20 protein-coding genes are annotated in these 24,431 nt (G+C 62.1%); 4 read left to right on the forward strand and 16 right to left on the reverse strand.

The features are described 5' to 3' along the window. Window positions 1-5,514 (reverse strand): dermonecrotic toxin domain-containing protein, encoded by a 5,514-nt coding sequence (locus ACKLNA_RS11850; RefSeq protein ID WP_408985967.1) that lies wholly within the window; start codon window positions 5,512-5,514, stop codon window positions 1-3. A 207-nt stretch (window positions 5,515-5,721) separates the two neighbouring features. Here ACKLNA_RS11850 and ACKLNA_RS11855 point away from each other — a divergent pair, with 207 nt between their 5' ends. Together ACKLNA_RS11855 and ACKLNA_RS11860 are read left to right on the forward strand one after the other, a co-directional pair. Beyond that, window positions 5,722-6,756, forward strand: a complete 1,035-nt coding sequence (locus ACKLNA_RS11855) for an alpha/beta fold hydrolase (protein ID WP_085709459.1) — start codon at window positions 5,722-5,724, stop codon at window positions 6,754-6,756. A gap of 50 nt (window positions 6,757-6,806) precedes the next feature. Continuing rightward, window positions 6,807-7,472: a DsbA family oxidoreductase gene (locus tag ACKLNA_RS11860; protein ID WP_114885263.1), complete on the forward strand. Its 666-nt coding sequence runs from the start codon at window positions 6,807-6,809 to the stop codon at window positions 7,470-7,472. Between the two features lie 37 nt (window positions 7,473-7,509). Here ACKLNA_RS11860 and ACKLNA_RS11865 read toward each other — a convergent pair whose 3' ends face one another. The 6 genes from ACKLNA_RS11865 to ACKLNA_RS11890 are packed head-to-tail and all read right to left on the reverse strand — an operon-like array spanning window position 7,510 to window position 14,818. Beyond that, window positions 7,510-8,898: a sigma-54-dependent transcriptional regulator gene (locus ACKLNA_RS11865; RefSeq protein ID WP_408985968.1), complete on the reverse strand. Its 1,389-nt coding sequence runs from the start codon at window positions 8,896-8,898 to the stop codon at window positions 7,510-7,512. After that, window positions 8,888-10,663 (reverse strand): ATP-binding protein, encoded by a 1,776-nt coding sequence (locus ACKLNA_RS11870; protein WP_408985969.1) that lies wholly within the window; start codon window positions 10,661-10,663, stop codon window positions 8,888-8,890. The genes ACKLNA_RS11865 and ACKLNA_RS11870 overlap by 11 nt, the downstream gene beginning before the upstream one ends. 6 nt (window positions 10,664-10,669) lie before the next feature. Then, a complete protein-coding gene (locus ACKLNA_RS11875) occupies window positions 10,670-11,797 on the reverse strand; it encodes a GNAT family N-acetyltransferase (protein ID WP_408985970.1) in 1,128 nt (375 codons plus the stop codon). A 42-nt stretch (window positions 11,798-11,839) separates the two neighbouring features. Continuing rightward, a complete protein-coding gene (locus ACKLNA_RS11880) occupies window positions 11,840-12,721 on the reverse strand; it encodes a carboxylesterase (RefSeq protein ID WP_085709464.1) in 882 nt (293 codons plus the stop codon). Then, window positions 12,718-14,112 carry an aspartate aminotransferase family protein gene (locus tag ACKLNA_RS11885; RefSeq protein ID WP_085709465.1) on the reverse strand — a complete coding sequence of 465 codons (1,395 nt, stop codon included), beginning with the start codon at window positions 14,110-14,112 and terminating at the stop codon, window positions 12,718-12,720. The genes ACKLNA_RS11880 and ACKLNA_RS11885 overlap by 4 nt, the downstream gene beginning before the upstream one ends. Beyond that, complete coding sequence (locus tag ACKLNA_RS11890; RefSeq protein ID WP_085709466.1) at window positions 14,105-14,818, reverse strand: HAD-IB family phosphatase; 714 nt, start codon at window positions 14,816-14,818, stop codon at window positions 14,105-14,107. The genes ACKLNA_RS11885 and ACKLNA_RS11890 overlap by 8 nt, the downstream gene beginning before the upstream one ends. A gap of 218 nt (window positions 14,819-15,036) precedes the next feature. Between ACKLNA_RS11890 and ACKLNA_RS11895 the strand changes: the two genes are divergently transcribed. Together ACKLNA_RS11895 and ACKLNA_RS11900 are read left to right on the forward strand one after the other, a co-directional pair. Then, window positions 15,037-15,798, forward strand: a complete 762-nt coding sequence (locus ACKLNA_RS11895) for a MipA/OmpV family protein (RefSeq protein ID WP_248739261.1) — start codon at window positions 15,037-15,039, stop codon at window positions 15,796-15,798. Window positions 15,799-15,865: 67 nt separating this feature from the next. Then, window positions 15,866-16,732, forward strand: a complete 867-nt coding sequence (locus ACKLNA_RS11900; RefSeq protein WP_408985971.1) for a fatty acid desaturase family protein — start codon at window positions 15,866-15,868, stop codon at window positions 16,730-16,732. A gap of 45 nt (window positions 16,733-16,777) precedes the next feature. On the opposite strand, the gene ACKLNA_RS11905 is transcribed toward ACKLNA_RS11900, so the two are convergent. The 9 genes from ACKLNA_RS11905 to ACKLNA_RS11945 all read right to left on the reverse strand — a co-directional run bounded on the left by ACKLNA_RS11905 (window position 16,778) and on the right by ACKLNA_RS11945 (window position 24,408). Beyond that, window positions 16,778-17,161, reverse strand: a complete 384-nt coding sequence (locus ACKLNA_RS11905) for an EamA family transporter (RefSeq protein WP_408985972.1) — start codon at window positions 17,159-17,161, stop codon at window positions 16,778-16,780. Between the two features lie 31 nt (window positions 17,162-17,192). Beyond that, window positions 17,193-17,567: an EamA family transporter gene (locus tag ACKLNA_RS11910; protein WP_085709470.1), complete on the reverse strand. Its 375-nt coding sequence runs from the start codon at window positions 17,565-17,567 to the stop codon at window positions 17,193-17,195. Then, window positions 17,564-18,484 (reverse strand): arginase, encoded by a 921-nt coding sequence (locus tag ACKLNA_RS11915; protein ID WP_408985973.1) that lies wholly within the window; start codon window positions 18,482-18,484, stop codon window positions 17,564-17,566. Before ACKLNA_RS11915 ends, ACKLNA_RS11910 begins: the two co-directional genes overlap by 4 nt. A 121-nt stretch (window positions 18,485-18,605) precedes the next feature. Continuing rightward, window positions 18,606-18,935: a GlpM family protein gene (locus tag ACKLNA_RS11920; RefSeq protein WP_167443801.1), complete on the reverse strand. Its 330-nt coding sequence runs from the start codon at window positions 18,933-18,935 to the stop codon at window positions 18,606-18,608. A 20-nt stretch (window positions 18,936-18,955) separates the two neighbouring features. Further along, window positions 18,956-20,284, reverse strand: a complete 1,329-nt coding sequence (locus ACKLNA_RS11925) for a sigma-54 dependent transcriptional regulator (RefSeq protein ID WP_085709473.1) — start codon at window positions 20,282-20,284, stop codon at window positions 18,956-18,958. After that, on the reverse strand, window positions 20,281-22,194 hold the full coding sequence (locus tag ACKLNA_RS11930; RefSeq protein ID WP_408985974.1) for an ATP-binding protein: 1,914 nt from the start codon (window positions 22,192-22,194) through the stop codon (window positions 20,281-20,283). Before ACKLNA_RS11930 ends, ACKLNA_RS11925 begins: the two co-directional genes overlap by 4 nt. 65 nt (window positions 22,195-22,259) lie before the next feature. Next, complete coding sequence (locus ACKLNA_RS11935; protein ID WP_085709475.1) at window positions 22,260-22,994, reverse strand: amino acid ABC transporter ATP-binding protein; 735 nt, start codon at window positions 22,992-22,994, stop codon at window positions 22,260-22,262. Continuing rightward, window positions 22,991-23,662 carry an amino acid ABC transporter permease gene (locus ACKLNA_RS11940; RefSeq protein ID WP_114885245.1) on the reverse strand — a complete coding sequence of 224 codons (672 nt, stop codon included), beginning with the start codon at window positions 23,660-23,662 and terminating at the stop codon, window positions 22,991-22,993. Before ACKLNA_RS11940 ends, ACKLNA_RS11935 begins: the two co-directional genes overlap by 4 nt. After that, window positions 23,662-24,408, reverse strand: coding sequence for an amino acid ABC transporter permease (locus ACKLNA_RS11945; RefSeq protein WP_085709477.1), 747 nt, complete (start codon window positions 24,406-24,408; stop codon window positions 23,662-23,664). The genes ACKLNA_RS11940 and ACKLNA_RS11945 overlap by 1 nt, the downstream gene beginning before the upstream one ends. Window positions 24,409-24,431 lie beyond the last annotated feature (23 nt).

Here is a 24,431-nt window from a genome sequence, read left to right on the forward strand (position 1 = left end):
TTACAACGCTTCGAACCAGGGCAGGACCGGCGAGCGTTTGCCAATGTCGGCGTACGGCAGCGCGGCATCGTCGGCATGAGTGAGGTAGCGGTGCTCCGGCAGTTTCAGGTGCGCTTTCTCGAACTCTGCGAATGACGGCCTGGGTTTGTTGTAGTGGAAATGCGCATACCACAGCAGACGCGGCGGTCGGGCACTCAGATCGTGGATTTCGTATTCCTGCATATGGTCGGGACGACCGTCGGCGCGATGGCGCAGTTGTTTCATCAGCGCGACCTTTCGTACTTCCACAGCGTCCTGCCGGAGCAAATCTTCGAGCATGCCGTCGGTGGGCTTTCGACTCTTCAGGGTTTGTAGGGTGCGCAACTGCCGTCCGGTGAGACGCAATTCGTCGGCCTTCGATTTCAGTTCGCCGATGATCGGGTTCTCTGGCGACATCGCTTCAATGTCTCTGGCCCGATGGCTCAGGTCATCGGCTTCGCTGACCATCATGTGTTCCAGATCCACCGGGAGCATGTCGCGCTTGGCATACCCTTGAACCTTGGCCAGGTAGGCCGGTTGCCCGTCCAGGCGCTTGCGGGCATCGGCGAGCAGCAATGGGAGATCGCGGGAAGGAGCGGGGGGCGGTGTGTTCAGCGTCAGCAAACGGAACTTGCCGTTGTCAGCCTGCTCCCAGACTTCCCGGTCCGCGTTGCCGTGGTTAACGACAAATTGCCGCTTGCGGGTTCTTGGCTCCCAGTTTTCCACCCCGATCAACCATTGCTGGTCTTCGGTCTGGAAAACTTTCTTGGTACTTTGTCCCGTCGTGCGAGGCGGGGAGGGATTATCGATAGCCTTCCTGGCGCGTTCGGCCATGGCTTCGATGCCGGTCATCAGCGGTTCGAATTCTTCCATGTGAAAGTACTTCGGATAGCTGGCCGTCCACTGGTTCATTTCCCGGCAGTATCGGGCGTAGGTCTCGAGGCAGTTGCCCAGGATCTGCATGCGCTGCGCCCGGTTGACGCTGACTTCGGACAGGCTGCACTGGTTGAACAGAGCACGAGCCATATCGATGCGCAATTGTCTGGCCCGTACCTGCAAGTAAAGCCAGGACACGTCATCGATGTTTTCGATGTTCTTGATGGATTCCAGACGATGAGACGTTTTCAGGTAGCCCAGACTGAAATCGTCCATACGCTCGTTGATGTCATTCACGAGCAGGGTGAGCCTGGCCTTGTCTGCCCGTACGCTGATCAGCGCATACCAGCGGTTCATATCGCTTATGAAGAGCTCGACCTCTTCGATGAGCACGATCATGTCCACACGCAGATTACGCAAGTTCCGAACCAGCTCCAGTCGGTCGGTAATCGAGGTTTTTGGCAGTGCGTCGAGGGAGGCGCGTTTACTTTCGATTTCGCTCAGATACTGACGAATGCGAGCGTGATTTATACCGACACGATGTATGTGCCGATTAGTTATCTGGGCCGCGTTCCGGCTCTGGGCTTCGATCAGGGCGCGCAGCTTGTTGCCGTGGATAAGCGGTCGCAGCTCGGCCGCGGTACGGTACTTTCGGGTCAGCAAGGCCATGTCGTCATCCCAGGCCTTCAGCGCCGCGACCCTCAGTGATTCGTCTTTGGGGTTATCGCGGGAGGCATTGAGCGTGCGGGAATTTCGTCCAAGCTGACGATCGAGACGATTGCCCAAATCTTTGCATTCAAGCGTCAGCTGATGCTGGCGACGAAGTGCCCGGCTTACCCACCAGCGTGGCAGGCGCTCACGTAACGCCTGCGGCCAGAGAGGCTCGAGAGCATCGGCCATATGCCCCAGCACGTTGCCGCCACCGGCTCCGCCGCCTTCGAAAGTTGTACCGTAGACGCCGAACCAGGTGTCCCACTCTCCTGCTTCGTTCAGGGCGATAGGTTGTTTGTAGGTTTTGCGCGTGGTGCCGCTCAGTCGCCAGTTGCGTGAGTCACGGCTCCATTCGACCTGATAGACCCGGCCCTGACGGACGATGAAGTCGCCGTCTGCATGGCGGTAAATGTTGCGCCATACGCCGCCGTTCACGGGCCGCAGGCCTGCCAGCGACACGGGTTTTTCATATTCATAACCGCTGAAACGTTCGACGATGCGCCGTGCCTGCTTTTCATCGGGGACGGCCAGCGTGCTGAACGCCGAGGGGATTTTTCGCATCAGGCGCACACGTGTTGCAGAGCGAGCCATCAAGGCCGCGCCGGCAGTGGGCACAATGTCGATCAGCGCATCGACCAGGCACAGCAATACCGACTCGATTTCGGCCAGACCGTCACCGAGCCGGCCTCGCAGAAAAGCCGCGACTGCCTGGTTGGCTGCGCTCCAGGCGTCGTACAGGGCGATGGCAGTGCCAATGAATGGCACCATGCCCAGGGCCATTTTCATGTAATCGAACACCCGTGTGCCTTGCAGGGCATAACGTTCCCGAAACAAGGTATCGTTGGAGCGCGAGGAGCCGCGATGGACCTCGATCAGACGGCCCATGTGTGCATTGAGCAGATGAGCGGCCAGCGACGTGGTTACCGGCCAGCGCGGGCCGACACCGATCATGGCATCGAAGCGTTTTTCCACCGCCTGAGCGATACGACGTTCGTGGGCGCGTACGCTGCCTTGCAAGGCCCGGCCGGCCAGATAGCGGGTCATCTCGTCCTTGCTGCAACGTTTGAACAGATCCTTGCGCGCGGATTCAAGGCTGTCGTATCGGCGCAGAAACCTCGCGTCTGGGGCATCCGGCAGATAGAGCAGCGTCGTGCCGCTGATTTGCTCTTCGATGAAGGTCACTCCCGACAGCGTGACGGGGCCTTCATTCGGTGTATCAGTGCCACCGGCGGCGAGGAATGCCGGAAGCAGGGCAATGCGTCGACCGGCGGTGTTCCAGGCGTCGGCTGTGTCGGCGTCGATGACCGTTTCGAACAGGCTCAGGTCAGAGTCGCCAATGTGGTGCTGCAGCCGTGCGCCTCGGCCTTGCAGCTTGAGCATCACTCGCCAGGGTTCGAGCAGGCATTCCTGACGGTGCTCGCACTGGAACGGTGGTTCATCGGACGTGCCTTTGAAGGTGTCGTAAATCCTTTGTTCGTAGGCCTTGGGCAGGTCCAGTTCAGGCATCAGTTTGCGCAGGTAGGCCTCGGTAATACCGGCAGTGAGGGTCTGACGCTCCTGCTCATCGGTGGCGCTGACTTCGACACGCATGAAGCCAAGGCGCAGTGGCAGTTGTTCAAGGTTCATCGACGGGGTGTTGTCGATATTGAGCTGGGCCAGGGTTTCGAGGGACATCCGGCTGCGGCTGGCGCTGGGGACGGCGACAAGCTTTTGCGGCGTGCCCGGGGCTCCGGGTGCACTGAAGGCCTGCTTTTGCAACGCAACCGAATCCGGCAGATCCAGTTCTACCGAAAAGTACCCGTTCAGAGAAAAGTCCTGGCGCAATCGGGCGTACAGATGCTGACGGGTGAAATCTTCCCGGGGGGGCAGCGCGATGCTCAGCAGTTCATGGCTGCGGTGCATTGCGGTGATCCAGGCCTGGATCAGTTCCTTGAGAGTGCTTCGTTCGCTTTCGCTCAGGCCGGTCAGCCATGGCGGTGCCTGCGTGGCGAGGGTCGCACTGCGTTTCTGCTGGATTTGAAGAGACAGCGCCAGGCGTCGTGCGGCATCGATCGGCACCTGCAGCAGGGGAAGTGTCTTGCGGCGCAGCTGCTCCAGTTCGTCTGCACGCTGTTGCGCCTGTGTCGGCTCGTCGTAGCGCCGGCGGATCGTTGCAGCCTGCGTTTCAAACTCGCCGGTCAGTTCGTTCAAGGCATGCTGCAACGGGTCGCCGGCCAGAGTGTTCAAGCGCAAGCTCTGATGGGCGTCACTGGCGTGCAGCTTGAACACCTGCTGTTCAAGTGCATGACGGTCGGCGAAGCGTTGGAGGCCGCCACTGCTGCCGGGCCAGTAGAGCAACAGGCTCTGAATCGGGCTCTTGGACATCAGTACGAACGGACCAGTAAGTGTCTGGACAAGGGTGGAGACCTTGCCTCCCTCGGACTCGGTCAGCGACAGGGTCAGGCTTTTCACCTCCAGATCGCTCCGGCCACGGTTATCAAGCAATGCGACGAGCAGGTCATGCTCTGCGACGCTCAGTCGGTTCAGCGCCCGTTGCATTGCGGCTTCGGCCCGCAGCCCTTGCTTGTGTGCATCGTACAGTGCGGTGAATTCGCGGTTGAAGGTGGCCAGGTCCAGCACCCGTTCGCGGGAGAGCAGGGCGCGCGCAGCGAGATCAGCGGAGTGTTCGGCGGCTTCCAGTGTCGTTTGCAGCGCCTCGAACGATGTCGAGGTGTCGCCATCGTTTAATGATTCCAGTGCATCGAGTGACCGGGTGACGCTGGCCTGTCGCAGGGGCCAGGGAATATCGGGATGCAGGCTGCCGAACAGCGACGCCTCATCCGTTGCCTGGGTGCCGGACTGCGGATTGTCCAGACCGGAGGGAGCGCAGAAAACGGCCATGCCGCGTTGGCGGTCGACCCGGTCGGCAACGTCCAGCGCCAGGGGGCCCTGTTCGGCCAGACCGGCCTTGCCGTCCGATCCGTTGCGCAGGGCGGCGACCTGAGCCATCTGTTGCTGCAACAACCATTCATTGAGCGCCATTTCCAGCGATTGACCGACTGAAACGTATTCGACTCGAAGGTTATCGAGCGGCAGACCGGCGGGCACCAGAGGTTGTTGCACAAGCCAGGTCTGCATGTCGCTGCGTTTGGCGAATGCCTGGATTGCATCCGACTGGTCGGGCACGTACAGCAATTGTGCGGCGTCATCACCACGGCTGATGACCCAGGCCGCTGGCAGTTTTACCCGCACACCATTGTGCAGGCACAAGGTCGGCAGTTCGATCCGCAGGGCTTTGTCAGCCGCATCCCGTGCATCCGGTTCTCCCATCAAGGACCACAGCGGCAGGAGCTGACCGGCTGTCACCGTGCCTCGGGCGAAGGCCATTTGTGCGGATGCCTCGATATGTCCGCGATACAACTGGCCGGCCTGGTCCCGACAGGACAGGGGCGTCCACGGGGCACGGCTGCCCCAGTAGGCGTTCCAGCGCTCATCGAGCGCCAGTGCCGGGGCGAGGGCTTTGATCCGGGCAAGCATTTGCGACGGGGACAGTGCCGCCAATGCATGGGCGCGGTTCACACCGGTCAGGCGGCATTGGCTGTCGAGCCATTCCTCTGTCCGGGAGGACTGGGTGACGTAGGCGCAGGCCGCCACCAGGCTGACCCGTCGCTCCGGGTGCCCGCTGACAGGGGCGAATGACAGGCCTGCCAGTTCACCGTCAAGGTCCAGCTTCTGACGGAGTAACCGGTTGAGCGTTTCGCGTACAAAGGGTACGCCGGCACACAATTGTCGCAGTCCTTCGCCGCTCGTTCGCCGGCGGGTTGCCGCAGTATGCAGCAGGCTCTCATCCACAGGTGTCGGCAAGGGGGCGAAACCCGGCAAGGGAATCGATTCGTGAGAAGTACTCAGTAAAAAAGATCTTTCGATCATTGCAATGGCTCTCGGACAAGGGCGCGGGAATCCGCTCCGTACTTGCGCCATTCAAGGATCATTGCCGAGCGCCACGGTGTTACATAGTTATCCGCCCGTTCGACCGCTCGGCACTCTTCATCAAACTGTCATCGAACTGTGGCAGCGCGCTTGAACAAACTTCATCAGACTCGCGCTCTACTGGAGTTCTGCGTTTCGGTGTTTTTCATGTTCAAGGGAATTTTTGCAATCGCGGCGTTGTTGGCCGCGGTTTTTTTCGTGCCGGCGTCTTCTGCGGCGTCGCGTTGTGATGTCAATGTTCCGACCGAACGGGTCGATCTGGCACAGGTGAGCCTGGCGTACCAGAGCATCGGTCGTGCGTCGGATCCGGCATTGCTGCTGGTGATGGGCCTGGGCGGGCAGTTGATCCACTGGCCGGACGAAGTGGTGGTCGCACTATGTCAGCAGGGTTTCCGGGTGATCCGCTATGACAATCGTGATGTCGGTCTTTCGACCTGGCGCCAGGCACCGGCCGAGGCCAACCTGACATTTGAAGTGCTGCGCTACAAACTCGGGTTGCCGGTGGCGGCGCCTTACAGCCTGACCGACATGGCCGACGATGCGCTGGGCCTGATGGACGCGTTGCACGTCGAACAATTCCACGTGCTCGGCGCGAGCATGGGCGGGATGATCGCCCAGCACCTGGCGGCCATGGCGCCGCAGCGGGTCGAGAGCCTGACGCTGATCATGACCAGTTCCGGCGCCGAAGGCCTGCCGGCACCGAGCGCGGCACTGGTGCAATTGTTGTCGCGGCGCGGTGCACCCAACCGTGAAGTGGCGCTGGAGCAGCAAGCGGACCTGCTGGCGGCGCTGGGCAGCCCGATGGTCACCGATGATCGCCAGATGCTGCTGCATCAGGCGGCGGTGGCCTATGACCGTGCGTTCAACCCCGAAGGCGTGAAGCGCCAGATCATGGCGATCCTCGCCGAGCCGAGCCGGGTGGCGTTGCTCAATCAGTTGCGGGTGCCGACCCTGGTGGTGCACGGCACCGCCGATCCGTTGCTGCCGGTGATGCACGGCGTACACCTGGCGGCGCACATTCGCGGCAGCCAGTTGAAGCTGATTCCGGGGCTGGCCCATCGTTTCCAGGAGGCGTTCAAGGCGCCGTTGCTGGCGGCGGTGCTGCCGTACTTGCAGCAGCACCGTGAAGACACTTCGCACTGGGCGCAGATCGAACCGGTGGGCGAGCGCAACCTGCTCTAGCGGGTGTATCGTGCAGGTCTTTGACCCCGATTGAACGCGCGAGGTGTGTCATGAGTTCTGCCCTGAAAATCGATTTTGTCAGCGACGTGTCCTGCCCGTGGTGCGTCGTCGGTCTGTACGGTTTGCTGCGGGCGCTGGAGATTCTGCGTGACGAGGTGCAGGCCGAGATCCGTTTCCAGCCGTTCGAGCTGAACCCGAAGATGGGCGCCGAAGGGCAGAACATCGGCGAGCATATCCAGGAAAAATACGGCTCGACCCCGGAGCAGTCACAGAAGAACCGTGAAGTGATCCGCGCCCGTGGCGCCGATGTCGGTTTCGCCTTCCGCACCGATTCCAACAGTCGCATCTACAACACCTTCGATGCGCATCGGCTGCTGCATTGGGCGGGCGAGGAGGGCTTGCAGTTGCCGTTGAAAGAGGCGTTGTTCAAGGCGTATTTCACCGATGGCGGCAACCCGTCCGATCACGGACAACTGGCACAGATTGCCGAAAGCGTGGGTCTGGACCGGCAGCGCGCCGAGGCGATTCTAGCGTCCGACGAGTTCGCCAGCGACGTGCGCGAGGAAGAGCAACTGTGGCTGTCGCGCGGCGTGAGTTCGGTGCCGACCGTGGTGTTCAACGGGCAATACGCGGTGACTGGCGGGCAGCCGGTGGACACCTTTGTCGGGGCGATCCGGCAGATCATGAGCGAGGCGAAGGGCGGCACGGTGAACTGAGGCCGCGAGGTTCCCGGGCAATGCCCGGGAACCCGGATCAGCGGACGATCTTGTCGACGTGAATCCCCAGTTTCTTCAGGCGATACCAGAAGCTGCGCTCGGAAATCCCGATCAGTTGCGCCGCCGCAGCCTGCACGCCGTTGCTCTGGGCCAGGGCGGCGAGGATGTAGGCTTTTTCCACTTCCGCCAGCGCCGCTTCCAGGTCGGCCGGCACGCTGCCTTCGGCGACCAGCGCTCCCGGCTGGGTCGGCTGTGAGGCGAACAGGTACGCCGGCAGGTCCTGCTCTTCAATCTCCGCACCGGACGCGACGATGGTCGCGCGCTCGACGCAGTTCTGCAGTTCACGAATGTTGCCCGGCCACGAATAACGGGCCATGGCCTGCAACGCTTCGGCACTGAAACCGCTGAAGCGTTTGCCCGCCGCAACGCCCAGTGTGTGGGCGAAATGCCGGGCCAGCGGGGCAATGTCTTCGACCCGTTCACGCAGGGCCGGCAACGGAATCGGGAACACGTTGAGGCGGTAATACAGGTCTTCGCGAAACTCCTTGTTGGCCACCGCGTCCAGCAGGTTCTTGTTGGTCGCGGCGATGACCCGCACATCGACCTTGCGCTCGCGTGGATCGCCTACCGGCTCGATGATGCGCTCCTGCAAGGCGCGGAGGATTTTCGCCTGCAGCGCCAAAGGCATCTCGCCGATTTCGTCGAGAAACAGCGTGCCCTTGTCTGCCTGCTGGAAACGCCCGACCCGGTCCGCCACCGCACCGGTGAACGCGCCTTTGCGGTGGCCGAACATTTCGCTTTCCAGCAGCCCTTCCGGGATCGCCGCGCAGTTGACCGCGACAAACGGTTTGTCGGCGCGGTTGCCGTGTTTGTGGATGGCCCGGGCGACCATTTCCTTGCCGGTGCCGCTTTCGCCGGTCAGCAGAATCGTCGCGTTGCTTTCGCGCACTGAATCGATCGCGCTCAGGACCCGGCGAAAGCTCGGGCTGTCGCCCACCAGGCTGTCGATCTGCTGGTGCTCGTCGAGTTCGGCGCGCATGCGCAGGTTGTCTTTGAGGATGTCTCGAAACTGCAGGGCCTTGCTGACGGTGATGTCCAGCTCATCGATGTCGAAGGGTTTGGCGATGTAGTCGAAGGCGCCGTTGCGCATCGACTGCACGGCATTCTTCACCGTGCTGTAGGCGGTCATGACGATCACCGGCAACTGCGGGTAGCGGTTCTTGATTTCCGCCAGCAGTTGCGGGCCGTCCATGCCGGGCATGCGCCAGTCGCTGATCACCAGATCGATGTCCTCGGACTCCAGCACCTTGAGCGCGTGCAGGCCGTTGCCGGCGGTGAACACCGCAATGTCGTTCTGACTCAAGGCCGATGCCAGCAGGTCGCAGAGCTTGGGCTCGTCGTCCACCACCAGTACGTTATGCGTCATCGCTGTCCTCGTCGAAGTCTTCACCGTTGGCCGGAATGTACAGGCTGAAGGTGGCGCCGGCATCTTTTTCGCTGACGCATTCGATGCGCCCGTCATGGTTTTCCATGATCGAGAAGACTTTGGCCAGACCGAGTCCGGTGCCGGACGCCTTGGTGGTGACGAACGGTGTGAAAATCCGTTCGAGCATGTCCGCTTCGATGCCCTGGCCAGTGTCGCTGACGCTGATGACCGTGTTGTGTTGATCGCTGTGGATGCCCAGGGTCAGACGGCCGCCGTCGGGCATGGCGTCGATGGCGTTGACGATCAGATTCAGGCCCGCCTGTTTGAGTTGCCGGGCATCGGCGTACAGGGTCGCACCTGGCGCGCGGTCCTCGATCTGCACATCGATGTTGTGGCTGGCCAGTTCCGGGGCGCAGAAACCCACCAGTTCATCCACCAATGGCCGTGCCAGTTGGGTCGAACGCAGCGGTGCGCTGGGCTTGGCGAAATCGAGAAATTCGGTAATCAGGTCGTTGATGCGGCTGACTTCACTGACCACGTATTCCAGATGACGCTTGTCGGTCTCCGGCAGGTCGGCGCGCCGGTGCAGCAGTTGCGTGGCGGTCTTGATGATGCCCAGCGGGTTGCGGATTTCATGGGCCAGGCCCATCGCCACTTCGCCCAGCGCATGCAGGCGGTCGCGGCGCCGCAGTTGCGACTCCAGATGCTGCAACTCCCCAAGGCGTTCGCTCATGTGGTTGAAGATGCTGCTCAGTTCCGCCAGCTCATCGCCGCCGGTGACCGGCAGGCGCTGGCGGTAGTCCCCGGCGATCACCGCTTGCACGCCTTTGGCCAGGCCGCGCAGCGGCTTGGTCATGCGCTCCGACACCAGCCAGCCCACCGCCAGCGAAGCCGCCGAGCTGAGGATGAAAATCAGGATGAACAGGTTGCTCTGGTTCACCAGCCCGACCAGCGTGGTGTGGCGCAGCAGGCCGCTGAACACCACGCCTTGCAGTTCGCCGTTTTCGTTGAGAATCGGTCGGTAGATGCCGCTGTAGCGTTTGGTTGACTGTTCGATCGGTTGCTTGGTGCTGCGCAGTTGCTGTTCGATGCTTTCCGGAACGATTGCCGGGTGATCTTCAAAGCGCTGGGTGGAAAAGATCTCCGAGAAATCGGCGTCCCTGGCCAGGTACAGGCGCAGGTCCAGAGAGTGCACGTCGGCGACGCTGGTGAGGAAACTGTTGTCGAGGTAGGTCACCACGATCAGTTTGTAGTCGGTGCCGTCCTGATCGCTCTCGAAGGTCGACACCACGGCGCCGGTCGCCACGCCGCCGACCTGCAGGGTTTGCAGCACGGCTTTGGGCGCGGTGCTGATCTGCCGCACGATGTCATCGGCGGCGGTGCTGAACACCACTTTGTGATCGCTGTTGCGCACCAGTGCGACCACGTCGATGCCCATGGAGTCGGCGATGTCGGAAGTCAGCTTGTCGCGCCGGGCCGACTGGCGGTCCGTGGGCGGACGGGTGTAGCGCAGGAACAACTGCGCGGCGCGGGCATTGTCGCGCACGATTTCGCGGATCTCGTCCTCGACGATCTTGGTCGACTCCTGCAGCCAGATCCGCACGTTGCTGTCGAAAATCTGCGACAGGGTGGTGGCCGCCAGTTCCGCGGCGATCATGGTCGGAATCACGCTGACCAGCCAGAACGCCAGCACCAGTTTGCGTTGCAGGCTCCAGCCGGAGAGGGCGAAGGGTCGGGCGGTGGCGCGTCGGTCTTTGCTCATCATGCTCGCTTATTGTTGTTCGCTTATCGCAGTCGCCATGGCCGGATCGGTACGGTCCGGGCGGATGAAAATCTTCACCAGCCGCAGCAGGTGATTGAGTACGGGGTGGCGATGGCGGAAAAACACCGTGTTGCCGATGAACGAACAGCCCAGGCGCAGCTTACTGGCATAACCGGCCTGGCCGCACGCGTAGATCGGAATCCGGTGCTCAATACAGTAGCCGACATTCGCCAGCCAGCTGCGCATGTACAGCTTGTGCTCGCGGGTGCGGGCCAGATCGTGGGCGAAGAACTTGTCCACCAGCCGCTGTTCGTCCAGCAGCACCAGATTGAACGCCACCAGCTCATCGTCCACCCAGTACAAAACGCAGGCGGCGCGCTCGTCGAGGTGTTCCAGCACCTGGCGGAAATACGCAGCAGGCAGACATTCGAATGTCAGGTCGCTGCGCGCCAGGGTCGCTTCATAAAGCCGCATCATGGTCGGCAGCAGATCGTCCACCGAACGTCGCCATTCGATTCGCGGGCCTGAACCGCGCAGGGTCCGGCGCAGGTCCTTGCGGGTGGATTTGCCCAGGGTGCCGAGGTAAGCGTCGACCGAGGCGAACTTGATCGGCAGCTCGGCACCGGGCAACCCCGGCATGCTTTGCAAACCGGCCTCGCGGCAGGCCCGGAGCCATTGCGGGTTGCGATGGGAAGCATCCTTGACCGCCAGCAGGCCGACGCCGGACTGGTCCGCGTCCTCGCGGGCCAGTTGCAGCAGGCGTGCGAACAGTGACGGCAAACGTGCCGGATCGAGCAACGGGTGCGTACCGACATGGCACTGCTCGGCCACTGGCGAACCGAGGGCATACAGACGAATGTCGAACAGCCCCGGCCAGCAACTGCGCAGCCACTGGCTCAAGCGCTTGCCGGTGCCCTGCAGGGTGGTGTCGAGCGAATAAGCCGTGGTGAAGGCCACGACCGCCGCGATGAGCCGGTCGTCTTCAAACAGCGCCAGATAGCGCCAGTGAAAGCCGTCGATGCCGGCCTGTTCCACGGCGCGATAGTAGGCCCAGTCTTCGAGCTCCTCGGGAAAGCAGGCATTCCACGCGTCGCGATCAATCGCTTCGATGGTTGAAAAGGCTTGGGCCGTGATCACGTCGTTTCCTTAACCGGCATGGCAGGTCGTTTTGCAGTCGCTTCACGCTCGCTGCCGGTATTCCTCGGTTGGCAGGGAATGAGCGGAGGGCGCAAGGTCGGTGCGATGGTTGTTGATGAACTGCACGCTCAGTTCCACGACGCGTCGGTACTGCAGGTCGACGGTGATCATGTGATAGCAGTCGTCCAGCAGGATCTTCACCACTTCGCCGCCGAGCTTGCGTTCCACGTAGTCGGCATTCCAGCGGCTGGTGATGTCGTCCTCGATGGAATGCAGCACCAGCGCCGGCACGGTGATCGAAGGCATGCGCTTGCGCACCACGGCGTTCATCCGGTGCAGTTCGCGCACGGTCACGCCTTCCATGGTCAACAGACCGGCCTCACTGCTGTGGCCTTCCTTCATCTGCCGTTCGACGATGGCCCGCAGGCGCTCGTTCTTGATGCCGTAGGGCGGTTTCTCTTCGAACTTGCAGATGTGCACGCCGAACGGGATTTTCATCAGCAACGGCGTGAGAAACGCCAGTTTGTTGATGCTCCAGCCGTCGTACTTGAGCGTGGTGGAATACATCAGCAACCCGGCCACCTGACCCGGGTGTTCGGACGCCACGTACATCGACATCACCGCACCCATCGACAGACCGCCGACAAATACCTTGCTGTGCTGACGGCGAATGCCGACGAAGGTCTTGCGCACGCCTTCGTACCAGTCGCGCCAGCCGGTGGCCTGCAGGTCGGCATTGCCGCCGCAGTGCCCGGCCAGGGTCGGCACGTACACCGTGCAACCGGCCTTGGCCAGTCCCACAGCGACCCGACGCAACTCCGTCGGGGTGCCGGTGAGGCCGTGGATCAACAACACCGCGACCTCCCCTGTGCCGAGAACGAAACCGGCGTCGCCTTCGCCCAGATCGATCCCGGCCGCGTTCATCGTTTCATCGCCCGGGCCAGCAGACGGTCGAGCAGGGCGATGCCCAGGTCGATTTCCGGGTAGCTGATTTCCAGCGATGGCGCGAGGGTGATCACGTTCTTGTAATAACCGCCCACGTCGAGGATCAGGCCCAGTTTGCGGCCGTCGATCTCGATGTCGCCCTTCATGCCTTCCTCGACCATGAAGTCCAGGGTGGCCTTGTCCGGGGTGAAACCGTCCGGGGCGCAGATTTCGCAGCGCAGGGCCAGGCCCAGGCCATCGACGTCGCCGATGATCGGGTAGCGTTTCTGCAGATCCTGCAGGCCTTCGAGGAAGTATTTGCCCTTGGCCATGACCATCGCGCCGTAGTCGACTTCGCTGGTCATCTTGAACATTTCCAGGCCCACGGCAGTGCCCAGCGGGTTGGAGGCGAAGGTGGAGTGGGTCGAGCCTGGCGGGAAGACTTTCGGGTTGATCAGTTCTTCCTTGGCCCAGATGCCGCCCAGCGGGTTGAGGCCGTTGGTCAGCGCCTTGCCGAAGACGATCACGTCCGGTTTGACGTCGAAGTGTTCGATCGACCACAGCTTGCCGGTGCGATAGAAGCCCATCTGGATTTCGTCGACCACCATCAGGATGCCGTGCTGGTCCAGCACATGCTTGAGTTCGCTATAGAAGTTCATCGGCGGAATCACGTAGCCGCCGGTGCCCTGGATCGGCTCGACGTAGAACGCGGCGTATTCACTGGCGCCGACCTTCGGATCCCAGACACCGTTGTATTCGGTCTCGAACAGACGGGCGAACTGCTGCACGCAGTGGCTGCCGTATTCTTCCTTGGTCATGCCTTTCGGGCCACGGAAGTGGTACGGGAACGGGATGAAGTTGGCGCGCTCGCCGAAGTGGCCGTAGCGGCGGCGATAGCGGTAGCTGGAAGTGATCGACGAAGCGCCGAGGGTGCGACCGTGGTAACCGCCCTCGAAGGCGAACATCAGGCTCTTGCCGTTGCTGGCGTTACGCACGACTTTCAGCGAGTCCTCGATGGACTGCGAACCGCCGACGTTGAAGTGCACGCGACCGTCGAGGCCGAACTTCTTCTTGGCATCTACGGCGATCATTTCCGACAGCTCGATCTTGCCTTTGTGCAGGTATTGGCTGGCGATCTGCGGCAGGGTGTCGATCTGCTGTTTCAGCGCGTTGTTCAGGCGCGGGTTGGCGTAACCGAAGTTGACGGCTGAGTACCACATTTGCAGGTCGAGGTAGGCCTGGTCTTCGGTGTCCCAGACGTAGGAGCCTTCGCAGCGGCTGAAAATGCGCGGCGGTTCGATGTAGTGAACGGTGTCGCCGTAGGAGCAATACTTGGCTTCTTTTTCCAGAAGGATCTGGTCTTCCTGGGTAGCGATTCGAATATCAGACATGGTGGAAGAGTTCCTGGGTTTCGGTATTGAAGGTGTCGGAGTTGAAAGCGGTGGCGTTGGCCGCGCTGGCCTTTGGCAGCAGGGCCAGCAGCGCCGGGAGTTCGGCGAAGCTGTCGAAGCGCGCGTAAGGGATCGCGTTGCGTTCGCAGTATTCGGCGAGGCGACCCTTGGCGAAGACGAAGTCGGCGGTGGACGACACGCACATGTCGGACTGGCCGTCACCGATCACCAGCACCCGTTTGTTGCCCGGCGTGGATTTGCATTTGCAGTTGCCGGACGCCGCGCGGCAGGCGTCGCTGGAATGCGGGAAGTCAATGCGCCAGCTTTCGTGGTCGAGCTGTCGCAGGCGGTTGGCGAGGATCGGCAGCAGGGTCACGTAGTTGCGCGACAGGATCCGCGCGATGCCTTGCTCGATGCCGTCGCTGACCACTTCGAACGAAGCGCCCAGGCCGATGGCGTGGTCGACGAAGTCGGGGAAGTCCGGATCGATCTCGATGCTGTCGAAGAACTCCAGCAATTGGCCGGGCGTGGCCTTGACCAGCGAGAGCTGGCGGCTGAGGCATTCACGGGAACCGATTTCACCGGCCAGCCACTGGTTTTCGATCGTTTCCCAACTCGGGTCGGCGAAGCGTTCGAGGATGCTGTCGATCACGTCGGTGCGGGTGATGGTCCCGTCGAAATCACACACGATATGCCAGTCAATCATCTGCGTTACCTATTGGTCAGAGCGCGTTGTGTGCGCTTGCCGAGGGGTAGAGCAGGGACTGTGCCAAGTGCCATCAGCCCCTTGCCGGCGGGGCCGGTGAGGTGCTTTGGCAATTCGAAGCTACAATTTTTGTAGCTTGCTACAAACAACATGAGTGCTTGCGCGGTGGGTGGCATCCGGGGATTGATGCGCGCATGTTCAATTAAAGGAATGGCCTCATGATGAGGAAGACACTGTTTTTATTCGCAGCGCTGGGCGCTTTCTCAGCCAGCGCCATGGCGGACGGCATCACCGGGGAGGCGGGCGTGGGCCTGGGTTATCAGCCTCACGACCCGAGTGGCAGCCGTTACGAAACCCGGCCGATACCGTATCTGGATCTGGACTGGGGCGACGTCAGCCTCAGTACCGACGACGGCCTGACCTGGAGCGCCTTGAAGACCAACGGCTTCAGCGCCGGGCCTTATGTGAATTACCTGCCGGGCCGCACCTCCAACGGCGAACTGCGAGGCTTGCGCGATGTGCCCGACATGGCCGAGGCCGGCGGTTTCGTGCAATACGCGCCGGCCGACTTCTGGCGGGTGTTCGCCTCCGTTGGCCAGGCCATCGGCGGTAATGGCGGGCAGGGCGGCGTGCTCGGTCGGGTCGGCGGCGAGATCGGTTATCCGCTGGGTGGCGGCGTGATCGGCAGCAGCAATCTGACCGCGCATTTCGCCAACGCCCGGCAGAACAACACCTTCTTTGGTGTCAGCGACAAGGAAGCCCAGGCGTCCGGCATCCGCGCCTACAACGCTGGCGGCGGCCTGCAGAACATCGCGCTGACCCAGAGTTTCGAGTTCCCGCTTGGCCCGCAATGGTCGCTGGTGACCAGCGCCAGCTGGATTCACCTGACCGGTTCGGCCGCCGACAGCAGCATCGTGAAAAGCGTCGGCGATACCAATCAGGGCGAGGTGCAGATGGCGATCGCCTATAAATTCAAGTAAGCCCGACGGGAACTGGTCTGGCCTTTGCAGACAGCCGTGACGAACCCATTGTTTCAGGATGTTCTTCATGGCTCGCCCTGCTTACCGTTTGCTGGCCCATTCGTTGTGGGACCTGATTCCCGTGGCCCTCGGCCTGGCCCATTTCGCCTTCGTGGTGTGGCTGGTCCTGGCCTTTCATGCGTTGTCCTGGTGGGCACTGCTGCCGCTGGCGTTTTTGTATGCGGTGAGCCTGTCATGGAGCATCAACAGCATTTCCCACAACCAGATCCACAACGCCTACTTCACCCCGGCGTGGCTCAACCGTGCCTTTGACCTGCTGCTGTCGGTGACCATCGGTTTCTCCCAGACCCTCTATCGCGATATCCACAACCGCCATCACCGGGGCAACTCGGACCGGCCGGGGGCGGATGGCAAGACCATCGATCCGTTGTCGATCTATCAGCGCGGCAAGGACGGTCAGCCCGAGAATCCATGGGCCTACACCTTCCTGAGTTTTTTTCGCGACGACCCCAAGCCGATCTACGACGAGATGCAGCGTAAACGTCCCACCGATGCGCGTTGGGTCAAGGTGGAGATCGGTGTGACAGTGGCGTTCTATCTGGGGCTGGCGATCTGTGACTGGCGGGCGGTGCTGGTGTTGCTGCCGTTCTGGTATCTGGGTCAGGCGCTGTCATCGCTCAACGGTTACTACGAGCATTTCGGCGGCAACCCGGATTCGCCCATCGCCTGGGGCGTCAGCGCCTACAGCCCGCTCTACAACCTGCTGTGGATGAACAACGGCTACCACGCCGAGCATCACTACCGGCCGAAAATGCACTGGACCCGGGTCAAGGCGTTTCACCGGGAAATCGCCGGGCAGCAGCGAGAGGCGGGGGTGAAGGATATTCCGGTGGCCCACGGCCTCGGATTTCTGGTGGCGCATCGCAAGGGTTGAACCGTAAGAAAGGTGGGAGCCTGCAGGCTCCCACGACCGTTCACCTCAGTTTTCCTCGCCCTCGGCCAGCAGCGCAATGCCGCCCATGATCACGGCCACGCCCACCCAGTGCAGCAGGCTGATCTCTTCACCGAGGCCCAGCCACGACCCCAGCAACACCCCGACAAATACCAGCGAACTGAGCGGAAACGCCAGGGACAGGCTGCTGCGCCGCAGAATCAGCATCCAGACAAAGAACGCGCCGATGTAGCAGGCAATCGCCACCAGCACCCCCGGCGCCTGGGCGACGCTGAGCAGCCATTGCAGGGTGAAGTCCATTTGCCCCAGTTGATCGCCGCCGACCTTGGTCGCGATCTGCCCGCCACTTTCCAGAATGATCAGCAACGTCCAGAGCACCACGGTGCCGAGGCGGCCGTGCAGCCAATCCATCGAGCCATTCCTTTTGAGTATCAGTTGAGAGTCAGGCATGGCCGACACACACGAGCATCACGCCCGCCGTAATCACCAGAGTGCCCATCCAGCGCCGGCGGCTGACGGTTTCGCCAAGGAACACCTTGCCGGCCAGCACCACACCGCAGTACGCCAGCGCGGCGGCGGGGAACAACAGGCTCAGCGGCGCCCGGGACAGGGCTTCGAGCCAGACAAAAAACTCGATCACGTAGGCGCCGATGCCGCACCACAGCAGCGGCGCGTTGAACACCTGGCCCCAGAACGCACCGAGCCGAAAACCGCCTTCCAGTTCCGGCAAACGGTCCAGGCCGAGCTTGAAACAGAGCTGGCCGATCACGTCGAGCACGATGGAGAACGCCACCAGCAGAATCACGGTCAAGGTCATGGGAACAGCTCCTCGAACAACTCGATCAGCGCCTGATTGGTCGCCGAGTTGCGCAGCAGATCGGCCTCGCTCCAGCGCTCGGCTGGCGGCTGGTCGGACTTGGCTTCCCAGCGTTTGAAGGCGTTGCTGAAGGCCGGGCGGGCGAACTCGCCGCAGATGTCGATGCCGATCACGCGCTTGCTGGCGGCCAGGCTGCGGATGGCCTGAAGCAGGTGGCTCAGGCGCATCTGGCCCTGATCCCAATTGGTCGCGGCGTCTTCGCTGGCCAGCACGTCCTTGTCGATGGTGATCCACACCGCTTGGGTCGGAAGGCTGGCGATCATCCGCTCGAGAAACGCCGACCAGTCCTGATCGGCCAGGTTTTTCCAGTGCAGCAGGTTTTCCTGTTGCTGATGACCGGCGCCGTCACCGACCCGGCCCCAGACTTTCGACGGCGGATGCTGCCACGGGAACAACTGCAATACTCCGCGTTTCAGGGCGCCGAGATTGCCGCCCTTGATCTGCGGATTTTGCAGGTCGTCGCTGCACGGCCCGAGGGTGACGATGCGTTCGATGTTCGGCAGTTTCAGTGCCTGATTGACCCACGAGCCGCAATGCCGGCGGGGCGCGAAGTGCACCCAGTCGGGGTGGTTGTCGAAGTGGATCAGGCTTACCGGTTCCGGCAAATCAGTCAGGAAGGCCGGGGTCAGATGGTGATAGTCGCCGGAGCCGACGAAAAAGATTTCCGGCGTCGGGCCGCTGTGCCGGGGCCGTTCACGCAGGCGTTCGGCAAAGCGGCGGAAGGTGCGTTCGCTGGACCAGAGCCGCAGTTTCGGGCCGAGGTCGAGCAGGTCCAGGCGCCGGGCACGGCCGCTGTCGAGCAGCCGCGCGATGGACGCCTGACCGGTCAGGCTGTGGTCGAGATCTAAAATGTTCAAGGTCGCAATTCACCCTTGGCAGACCCTCCCAGACACCGGCCTCATCGAACATGAGCGCCGGCCGGGCGGGCTTTCGGGGGTAAATGCAAGGGACGGGCCAGCCCCTCTCCCGCACGGCAGCTCAGGCGTGCAGGCGGACCCAGACGCTGACCAGCACCGTCGCCGCCATCAGCCACGCGACAGCCGCTACGGCCAGCGAAGCTTCGAGACGCATCCGGTCGACCATCACGTACAGCGTCGCCAGATAAACGAAGTAGGGAATGATCGACCACATGCCAAACACGATGGTGGTCTTCAGGTCATCGACCGAACGACCCTTGCCGACGATGTAGTGGGCGATCAGGGCGAAGGTCGGAAACAGCGGCACCAGACCGGCGATGTAATAGTTTTTGGTCTTGGCCAGCATGGCGAGGATCACCACCACCGCCGCACCCAGAAAGGCTTTGAAAATCAGATCCACATCGTTCTCGCTTAATGGCTCAGGCCGTACTTTTTTACTTTGTCGAACAGCGTGGTCTTGGCCATGCCCAGCTCCAGGCTGGCCTGGGTCAGGTTGCCGCCGCTGCGCTGCAGGGCATCGCTGAGCAGGTTGCGTTCGAAGGCTTCCACCGCTTCGGCGAACGCCAGGCCCTGGCCGCCGCTGCCGGCGCCGGACTTCTTGAAGGCCGGCAAACCGAGGGCGAAGCGCTCGGCGACGTTGCGCAGTTCACGGACGTTGCCCGGCCAGTCGTGGCTCATCAGGCTGGACAGGGTCTGGTTGTCCAGTTCCGGTAACGCGCGGTCGAAGCGCAGGGCCGATTGCTGGGTGAAGTGTTCGAACAGTTGCAGGATGTCTTCGCGGCGTTCGCGCAGGGGCGGCAGTTCCAGTGTCACCACGTTGAGGCGGTAGTACAAGTCGCTGCGAAATTCGCCGGCCTTGCTCGATTCGTCGAGGTCGGACTTGGTCGCCGCGATCACCCGGCAATCCACCGCCACGCTCTGGTTCGAACCGAGGCGTTCGAGGGTGCGCTCCTGCAACACCCGCAGCAGTTTGATCTGCAACGGCAGCGGCATGCTTTCCACTTCATCGAGAAACAGCGTGCCGCCGTCGGCGTGTTCGATCTTGCCGATCCGCCGCTTGCCGGCGCCGGTGAAGGCGTTGGCCTCGTGGCCGAAGATCTCGCTTTCGAACAGGTTTTCCGGCAGGCCGCCGCAGTTCAGCGCGACGAATTGTTTGGTGTGGCGGCGGCTGAAGTCATGCAGGCACCGGGCGACCAGCTCCTTGCCGGTACCGGTCTCGCCTTCGATCAAAACGTTGGCCGAGGTATCGGCGACGTTGGCGATCAGTTCGCGCAGGTTCTGCATCGCTGGCGAACGACCGATGATCCGTCCTTCAAGGGAGTCGCGCTCGGCCAGTTGCCGCCGCAGGGACGAGACCTCACGAGCGAGGCTGCGTTGCTCCAGCGCACGTCGGGCCACATCCACCAGCCGTTCCGGGGAGAACGGTTTTTCCATGAAGTCGTAGGCGCCTTTCTGCATCGCGCCGACCGCCATGGAGATATCGCCGTGACCGGTGATCAACACCACCGGCAGGCTGCGGTCCCGTTGCTTGAGGCGGGTCAGCAGTTCCAGGCCATCGATGCCGGGCAGGCGGATGTCGCTGATGACGATGCCGGCGAAATTGTCGCCGACCCGCTCCAGCGCTTCTTCGGCACTGCCGACGCCGATGCAGGGGATGTCTTCCAGGGTCAGTGCCTGCTGGCAGCCGAGCAGCACATGGGGATCGTCTTCGACGATCAGCACACTAAGGTCGTTGTTCATATTGGCTCGGCAGGAGTAGGGCTTACCAACGGTAAACTGAGGACGAAGGTGGTACCACCGCCGGCCGGGTGCTCGACACCCAGATGCCCGCCGGTGGCGGCGGCCAGGCTGGCGGAAAGGGTCAGGCCGAGGCCCAGACCCTGTTCGCCGGGTTTGGTGGTGAAGAACGGTTCGAACAGATGCTTGCGCGCTTCGGCGTCGATACCGTGACCGTTGTCGCGCACCCGCAGGCGATATTTGCCGTCGAATTCTTCGCCTTCCAGCCATAGCTCCGGCAGCGGTTGTGCCTGCATGGCGTCGAGGGCGTTGCCGATCAGGTTGACCAGTATCTGCTCCAGGCGCGTCTGGTCGATCTGCACTTGCTCATCAATGAACTGACGGTGCACTTGCAGCGCGGCTTTTTCGACACGGGCGCCGAGCACTTGCAGCGCCGCGTCCACCGCTTTGCCGAGGCTGGCGCGGCCCTTGTCGTCACCGCGCCGGGCGAACGAGCGCAGGCTGGCGGTGATCCGGCCCATGCGATCGATCAGGTCGTTGATGGTCTTGAGGTTGGTGCTGGCGACATCCAGCTGGCCGCGCTCCAGAAAGCGCACGGTATTGCCCGACAGCGTGCGCATCGCCGCCAGTGGCTGGTTCAGTTCGTGGGCGATGCTGGTGGACATCTGGCCGATGGCCGCGAGCTTGCCGGCCTGCACCAGTTCGTCCTGGGCCCGGCGCAGGGTTTCTTCGGCCTGACGGCGTTCGCGGATCTGACTCTTGAGCCGTTCGTTGCTGGCCCGCAGGTCGGCGGTGCGTTCGGTAATCCGACGCTCCAGCTGATTGTTGGCTTCCTGCAGGGCTTCCCGGGCGGCGAGGCGGGTGGCGATGACCTTGCGCCGCTCGTTCCAGGCAATCAGCAGGAACGCCACCAGCGCAAAAGCGACGGCCACCAGAATTCCCTGATTGATCGCTTCGCGCCGCAGGTCCTGCAGCGGCGTGAGCAGGGTGAAATTCCACGGCGTGTCGCTCAATGGCCGGGTCTGTGCCAGGTAACTGATGTTCTCTTCGTCGCGGTCCTGTTGCGGCAGGACTTCGCTGTTGGCCGGGAAGGTGAGTTTCTCCACGCCTTCGGCCAGGGTTTCCCGGGCCAGCGGTTGCAGTTCGTTGAGCGGGAACCAGTAGTACTGCAGGCTGCGGGCGAGTTTTTCCTTGGTCTCGTCGCTCAGCGGCACCACGGATTTCAGGCGTCGGGCCGGGTCGCTGGAGAGAATGATGATGCCGTTCTCGTCACTGACGAAGGCTTCCAGGCGCGCCCGTTGCCAGCGCTCCTCCATGGCTTCCATGCGCACCTTGACCACCGCGACGCCGATGATCTTGCCGTGTTCTTCCAGGCCGTGGGCCAGGTAATAGCCGGGTTCGCCATTGGTGCTGCCGATCCCGTAGAAGCGTCCGGGTTCACCACGCACGGCTTTCTGGAAGTAGGCGCGGAAGGACAGGTCTTCGCCGAGGTAACTGTCGACGTCGCGCCAGTTGCTGGTGGCCATGACCCGGCCGGTGGTGTCCATGACATAGATGGCCCGACTGCGGCTGCGCCGGTTCAGGCCTTCCAGGTAATCGTTGACCGTTTGCCGGTGTTCCGGGGTCGGGTCGCCGAGCAACTGCGAAACGCTCGATTCGAGTTCCAGCAGGCTGGGCAGGTAGGTGTATTTGCTGATTTCGCTTTCGACGGCGCGGGCGTTCAGTTCGAGCTGGCGCTGTCCGTTTTCGCTGAGGCTGCGGATGCCGAAGCGTTCACTGATCCAGAAGCCGGCGTAACCCAGTCCGACCATCAGGATGATGACCAGCGGCGGCAGGAACAAATGGCGGATCAGACGGGGTTTCACGGCAAGTGATGGCGTGGTTGCGCGATAGAGATTGGGGTCGCATTTCATCACAGATGCCTTGGGTCAACCACCCGGACTCCCCGACAGTTGCTGTCGGGGAGTCCGGCAGTTTTTTAGTGCTGCAGGATTTTCTCGAGGAAATGCTGCGCGCGTTCGGAGCGCTGGCTGATGTCGCCGAAGAACTCTTCCTTCTTGCAGTCTTCGATGATCTTGCCGGCATCCATGAAGATCACGCGGTCGGCCACTTTGCGGGCGAAGCCCATTTCGTGGGTCACGCACATCATGGTCATGCCTTCGTGGGCCAGTTGCACCATCACGTCGAGCACTTCGTTGACCATTTCCGGGTCCAGCGCCGAGGTCGGTTCGTCGAACAGCATGACGATCGGGTCCATCGCCAGCGCACGGGCAATCGCCACACGCTGTTGCTGACCACCGGACAGTTGGCCCGGGTGCTTGTGGGCGTGAGCCGACAGGCCGACGCGATCAAGCAGTTGCAGGCCTTTCTTGGTCGCCTCTTCCTTGCTGCGGCCCAGCACCTTGATCTGCGCGATGGTCAGGTTTTCGGTGATGGTCAGGTGCGGGAACAGTTCGAAATGCTGGAACACCATGCCGACGCGCGAGCGCAGTTTCGGCAGGTTGGTCTTAGGGTCGGCAATCGACGTGCCGTCGACCACGATGTCGCCTTTCTGGAACGGCTCCAGCGCGTTGACGCACTTGATCAGGGTCGACTTGCCCGAACCGGACGGACCGCAGACCACGATCACTTCACCCTTTTTGACCTCGGTGCTGCAATCGGTCAGCACCTGGAAGTCCCCATACCACTTGTTGATGTTCTTGATAGAGATCATACGGCGAACCTTTTTTGCAGACGCTTGACCAGCTGCGAGGCGGCAAAGCTGATGATGAAGTAGACGACACCGGCAAAGATCAGGAACTCGTTGGAGCGTCCGATGATGTCGCCGCTGGAGCGGGCGGAGTTGAGGAAGTCCACCAGGCCCACGGTGTAAACCAGCGAGGTGTCCTGGAACAGGATGATGCTCTGCTGCAGCAGCAGCGGGGTCATCTTGCGGAACGCCTGGGGCAGGATGATCAGGCGCATCATCTGGCCGTAGGTCATGCCCAGTGCCTGGGCGGCACCCATCTGACCCTTGGGAATCGACTGCACGCCGGCCCGGACGATTTCGCAGAAGTACGCCGCTTCGAACATCATGAAGGCCACGATGCACGAGGTGAACGCGCCGATCGGGGTGTCTTCGCCGGTGATCCAGCGCAGCACGAACGGCACCGCCAGGTAGAACCAGGTGATCACCAGCAGCAGCGGGATCGAACGGAAATAGTTGACGTAGGCGCCGGCGAGGTTCGACAGCAGTTTGCTGTGGGACAGACGGCACAGCGCAAGAATGGTACCGAGGATGATCCCGCCGACCACGCCCAGCGCCATCAGCTTGAGGGTCATCAGCATGCCGTTCCACAGGCCGGGAATGGCCGGGACGATGCCACTGAAATCGAATTCCATCATTTACCCCCCACGGAGATCAGGCCGGGCACGGAGACTTTCTTCTCGACCATGCGCATCAGCAGCATCAGGCTCATGTTCAGGGTGAAATAGATCAGGGTTGCCAGAGTGAAGGCTTCAAACAGGTTGGCCGAGAACTCGGCGGTCTGTTTGGTTTGCGCCAGCAGTTCCATCAGACCGATCAGCGACGCCACGGAGGAGTTCTTGAACACGTTCAAAAATTCCGAGGTGAGCGGCGGAATGATGATCCGGTAGGCCTGGGGCAGCAGCACGTTCCAGTAGATCTGTGGCAGCTTGAAACCCATGGCGCGGGCGGCGGATTCCTGGCCGCGCGGCAGCGCCTGGATACCGGTGCGAACCTGTTCGCAGACACGGGCGGCGGTGAACAGGCCCAGGCACACGACAACGCTCAGGTAGGCCGAGGTGGTCGGGTTCAGATCCTGTTTGTACCAGTCCTGCAGGTTCTGCGGCAGCATGTCGGGTACCAGGAAGTACCAGATGAACAGCTGAACCAGCAGCGGCACGTTGCGGAACAGTTCGACGTAGCAGGTCGCGATGCCCGCCACGATGCGGTTCGGCACGGTGCGCATGATGCCCAGCAGCGAGCCCAGCAACAGGGCGATGATCCAAGCCACGACGGCGATGGCGATGGTCCAGCCCAGGCCGGAGATGAACCAGTCGAGATAGGTCTCGCTGCCCACGCCGGTGGACTTGAAGAACACGCCCCAGTCCCAGTTGTAATTCATTAGGGTCTCCCCTCGATTCGATC

It is taken from the genome of Pseudomonas sp. UV AK001, assembly GCF_046097675.1.
Taxonomy (GTDB): Bacteria; Pseudomonadota; Gammaproteobacteria; order Pseudomonadales; family Pseudomonadaceae; genus Aquipseudomonas; species Aquipseudomonas kribbensis.

Bases quoted from the DNA above. Each gene is read 5' to 3' on its own strand.
- ACKLNA_RS11850 (WP_408985967.1), bottom strand. From the start codon at position 5,514: ATGATCGAAAGATCTTTTTTACTGAGTACTTCTCACGAATCGATTCCC.
- ACKLNA_RS11855 (WP_085709459.1), top strand. From the start codon at position 5,722: ATGTTCAAGGGAATTTTTGCAATCGCGGCGTTGTTGGCCGCGGTTTTT.
- ACKLNA_RS11860 (WP_114885263.1), top strand. From the start codon at position 6,807: ATGAGTTCTGCCCTGAAAATCGATTTTGTCAGCGACGTGTCCTGCCCG.
- ACKLNA_RS11865 (WP_408985968.1), bottom strand. From the start codon at position 8,898: ATGACGCATAACGTACTGGTGGTGGACGACGAGCCCAAGCTCTGCGAC.
- ACKLNA_RS11870 (WP_408985969.1), bottom strand. From the start codon at position 10,663: ATGATGAGCAAAGACCGACGCGCCACCGCCCGACCCTTCGCCCTCTCC.
- ACKLNA_RS11880 (WP_085709464.1), bottom strand. From the start codon at position 12,721: ATGAACGCGGCCGGGATCGATCTGGGCGAAGGCGACGCCGGTTTCGTT.
- ACKLNA_RS11885 (WP_085709465.1), bottom strand. From the start codon at position 14,112: ATGTCTGATATTCGAATCGCTACCCAGGAAGACCAGATCCTTCTGGAA.
- ACKLNA_RS11890 (WP_085709466.1), bottom strand. From the start codon at position 14,818: ATGATTGACTGGCATATCGTGTGTGATTTCGACGGGACCATCACCCGC.
- ACKLNA_RS11895 (WP_248739261.1), top strand. From the start codon at position 15,037: ATGATGAGGAAGACACTGTTTTTATTCGCAGCGCTGGGCGCTTTCTCA.
- ACKLNA_RS11900 (WP_408985971.1), top strand. From the start codon at position 15,866: ATGGCTCGCCCTGCTTACCGTTTGCTGGCCCATTCGTTGTGGGACCTG.
- ACKLNA_RS11905 (WP_408985972.1), bottom strand. From the start codon at position 17,161: ATGGATTGGCTGCACGGCCGCCTCGGCACCGTGGTGCTCTGGACGTTG.
- ACKLNA_RS11910 (WP_085709470.1), bottom strand. From the start codon at position 17,567: ATGACCTTGACCGTGATTCTGCTGGTGGCGTTCTCCATCGTGCTCGAC.
- ACKLNA_RS11925 (WP_085709473.1), bottom strand. From the start codon at position 20,284: ATGAACAACGACCTTAGTGTGCTGATCGTCGAAGACGATCCCCATGTG.
- ACKLNA_RS11930 (WP_408985974.1), bottom strand. From the start codon at position 22,194: ATGAAATGCGACCCCAATCTCTATCGCGCAACCACGCCATCACTTGCC.
- ACKLNA_RS11935 (WP_085709475.1), bottom strand. From the start codon at position 22,994: ATGATCTCTATCAAGAACATCAACAAGTGGTATGGGGACTTCCAGGTG.
- ACKLNA_RS11940 (WP_114885245.1), bottom strand. From the start codon at position 23,662: ATGGAATTCGATTTCAGTGGCATCGTCCCGGCCATTCCCGGCCTGTGG.
- ACKLNA_RS11945 (WP_085709477.1), bottom strand. From the start codon at position 24,408: ATGAATTACAACTGGGACTGGGGCGTGTTCTTCAAGTCCACCGGCGTG.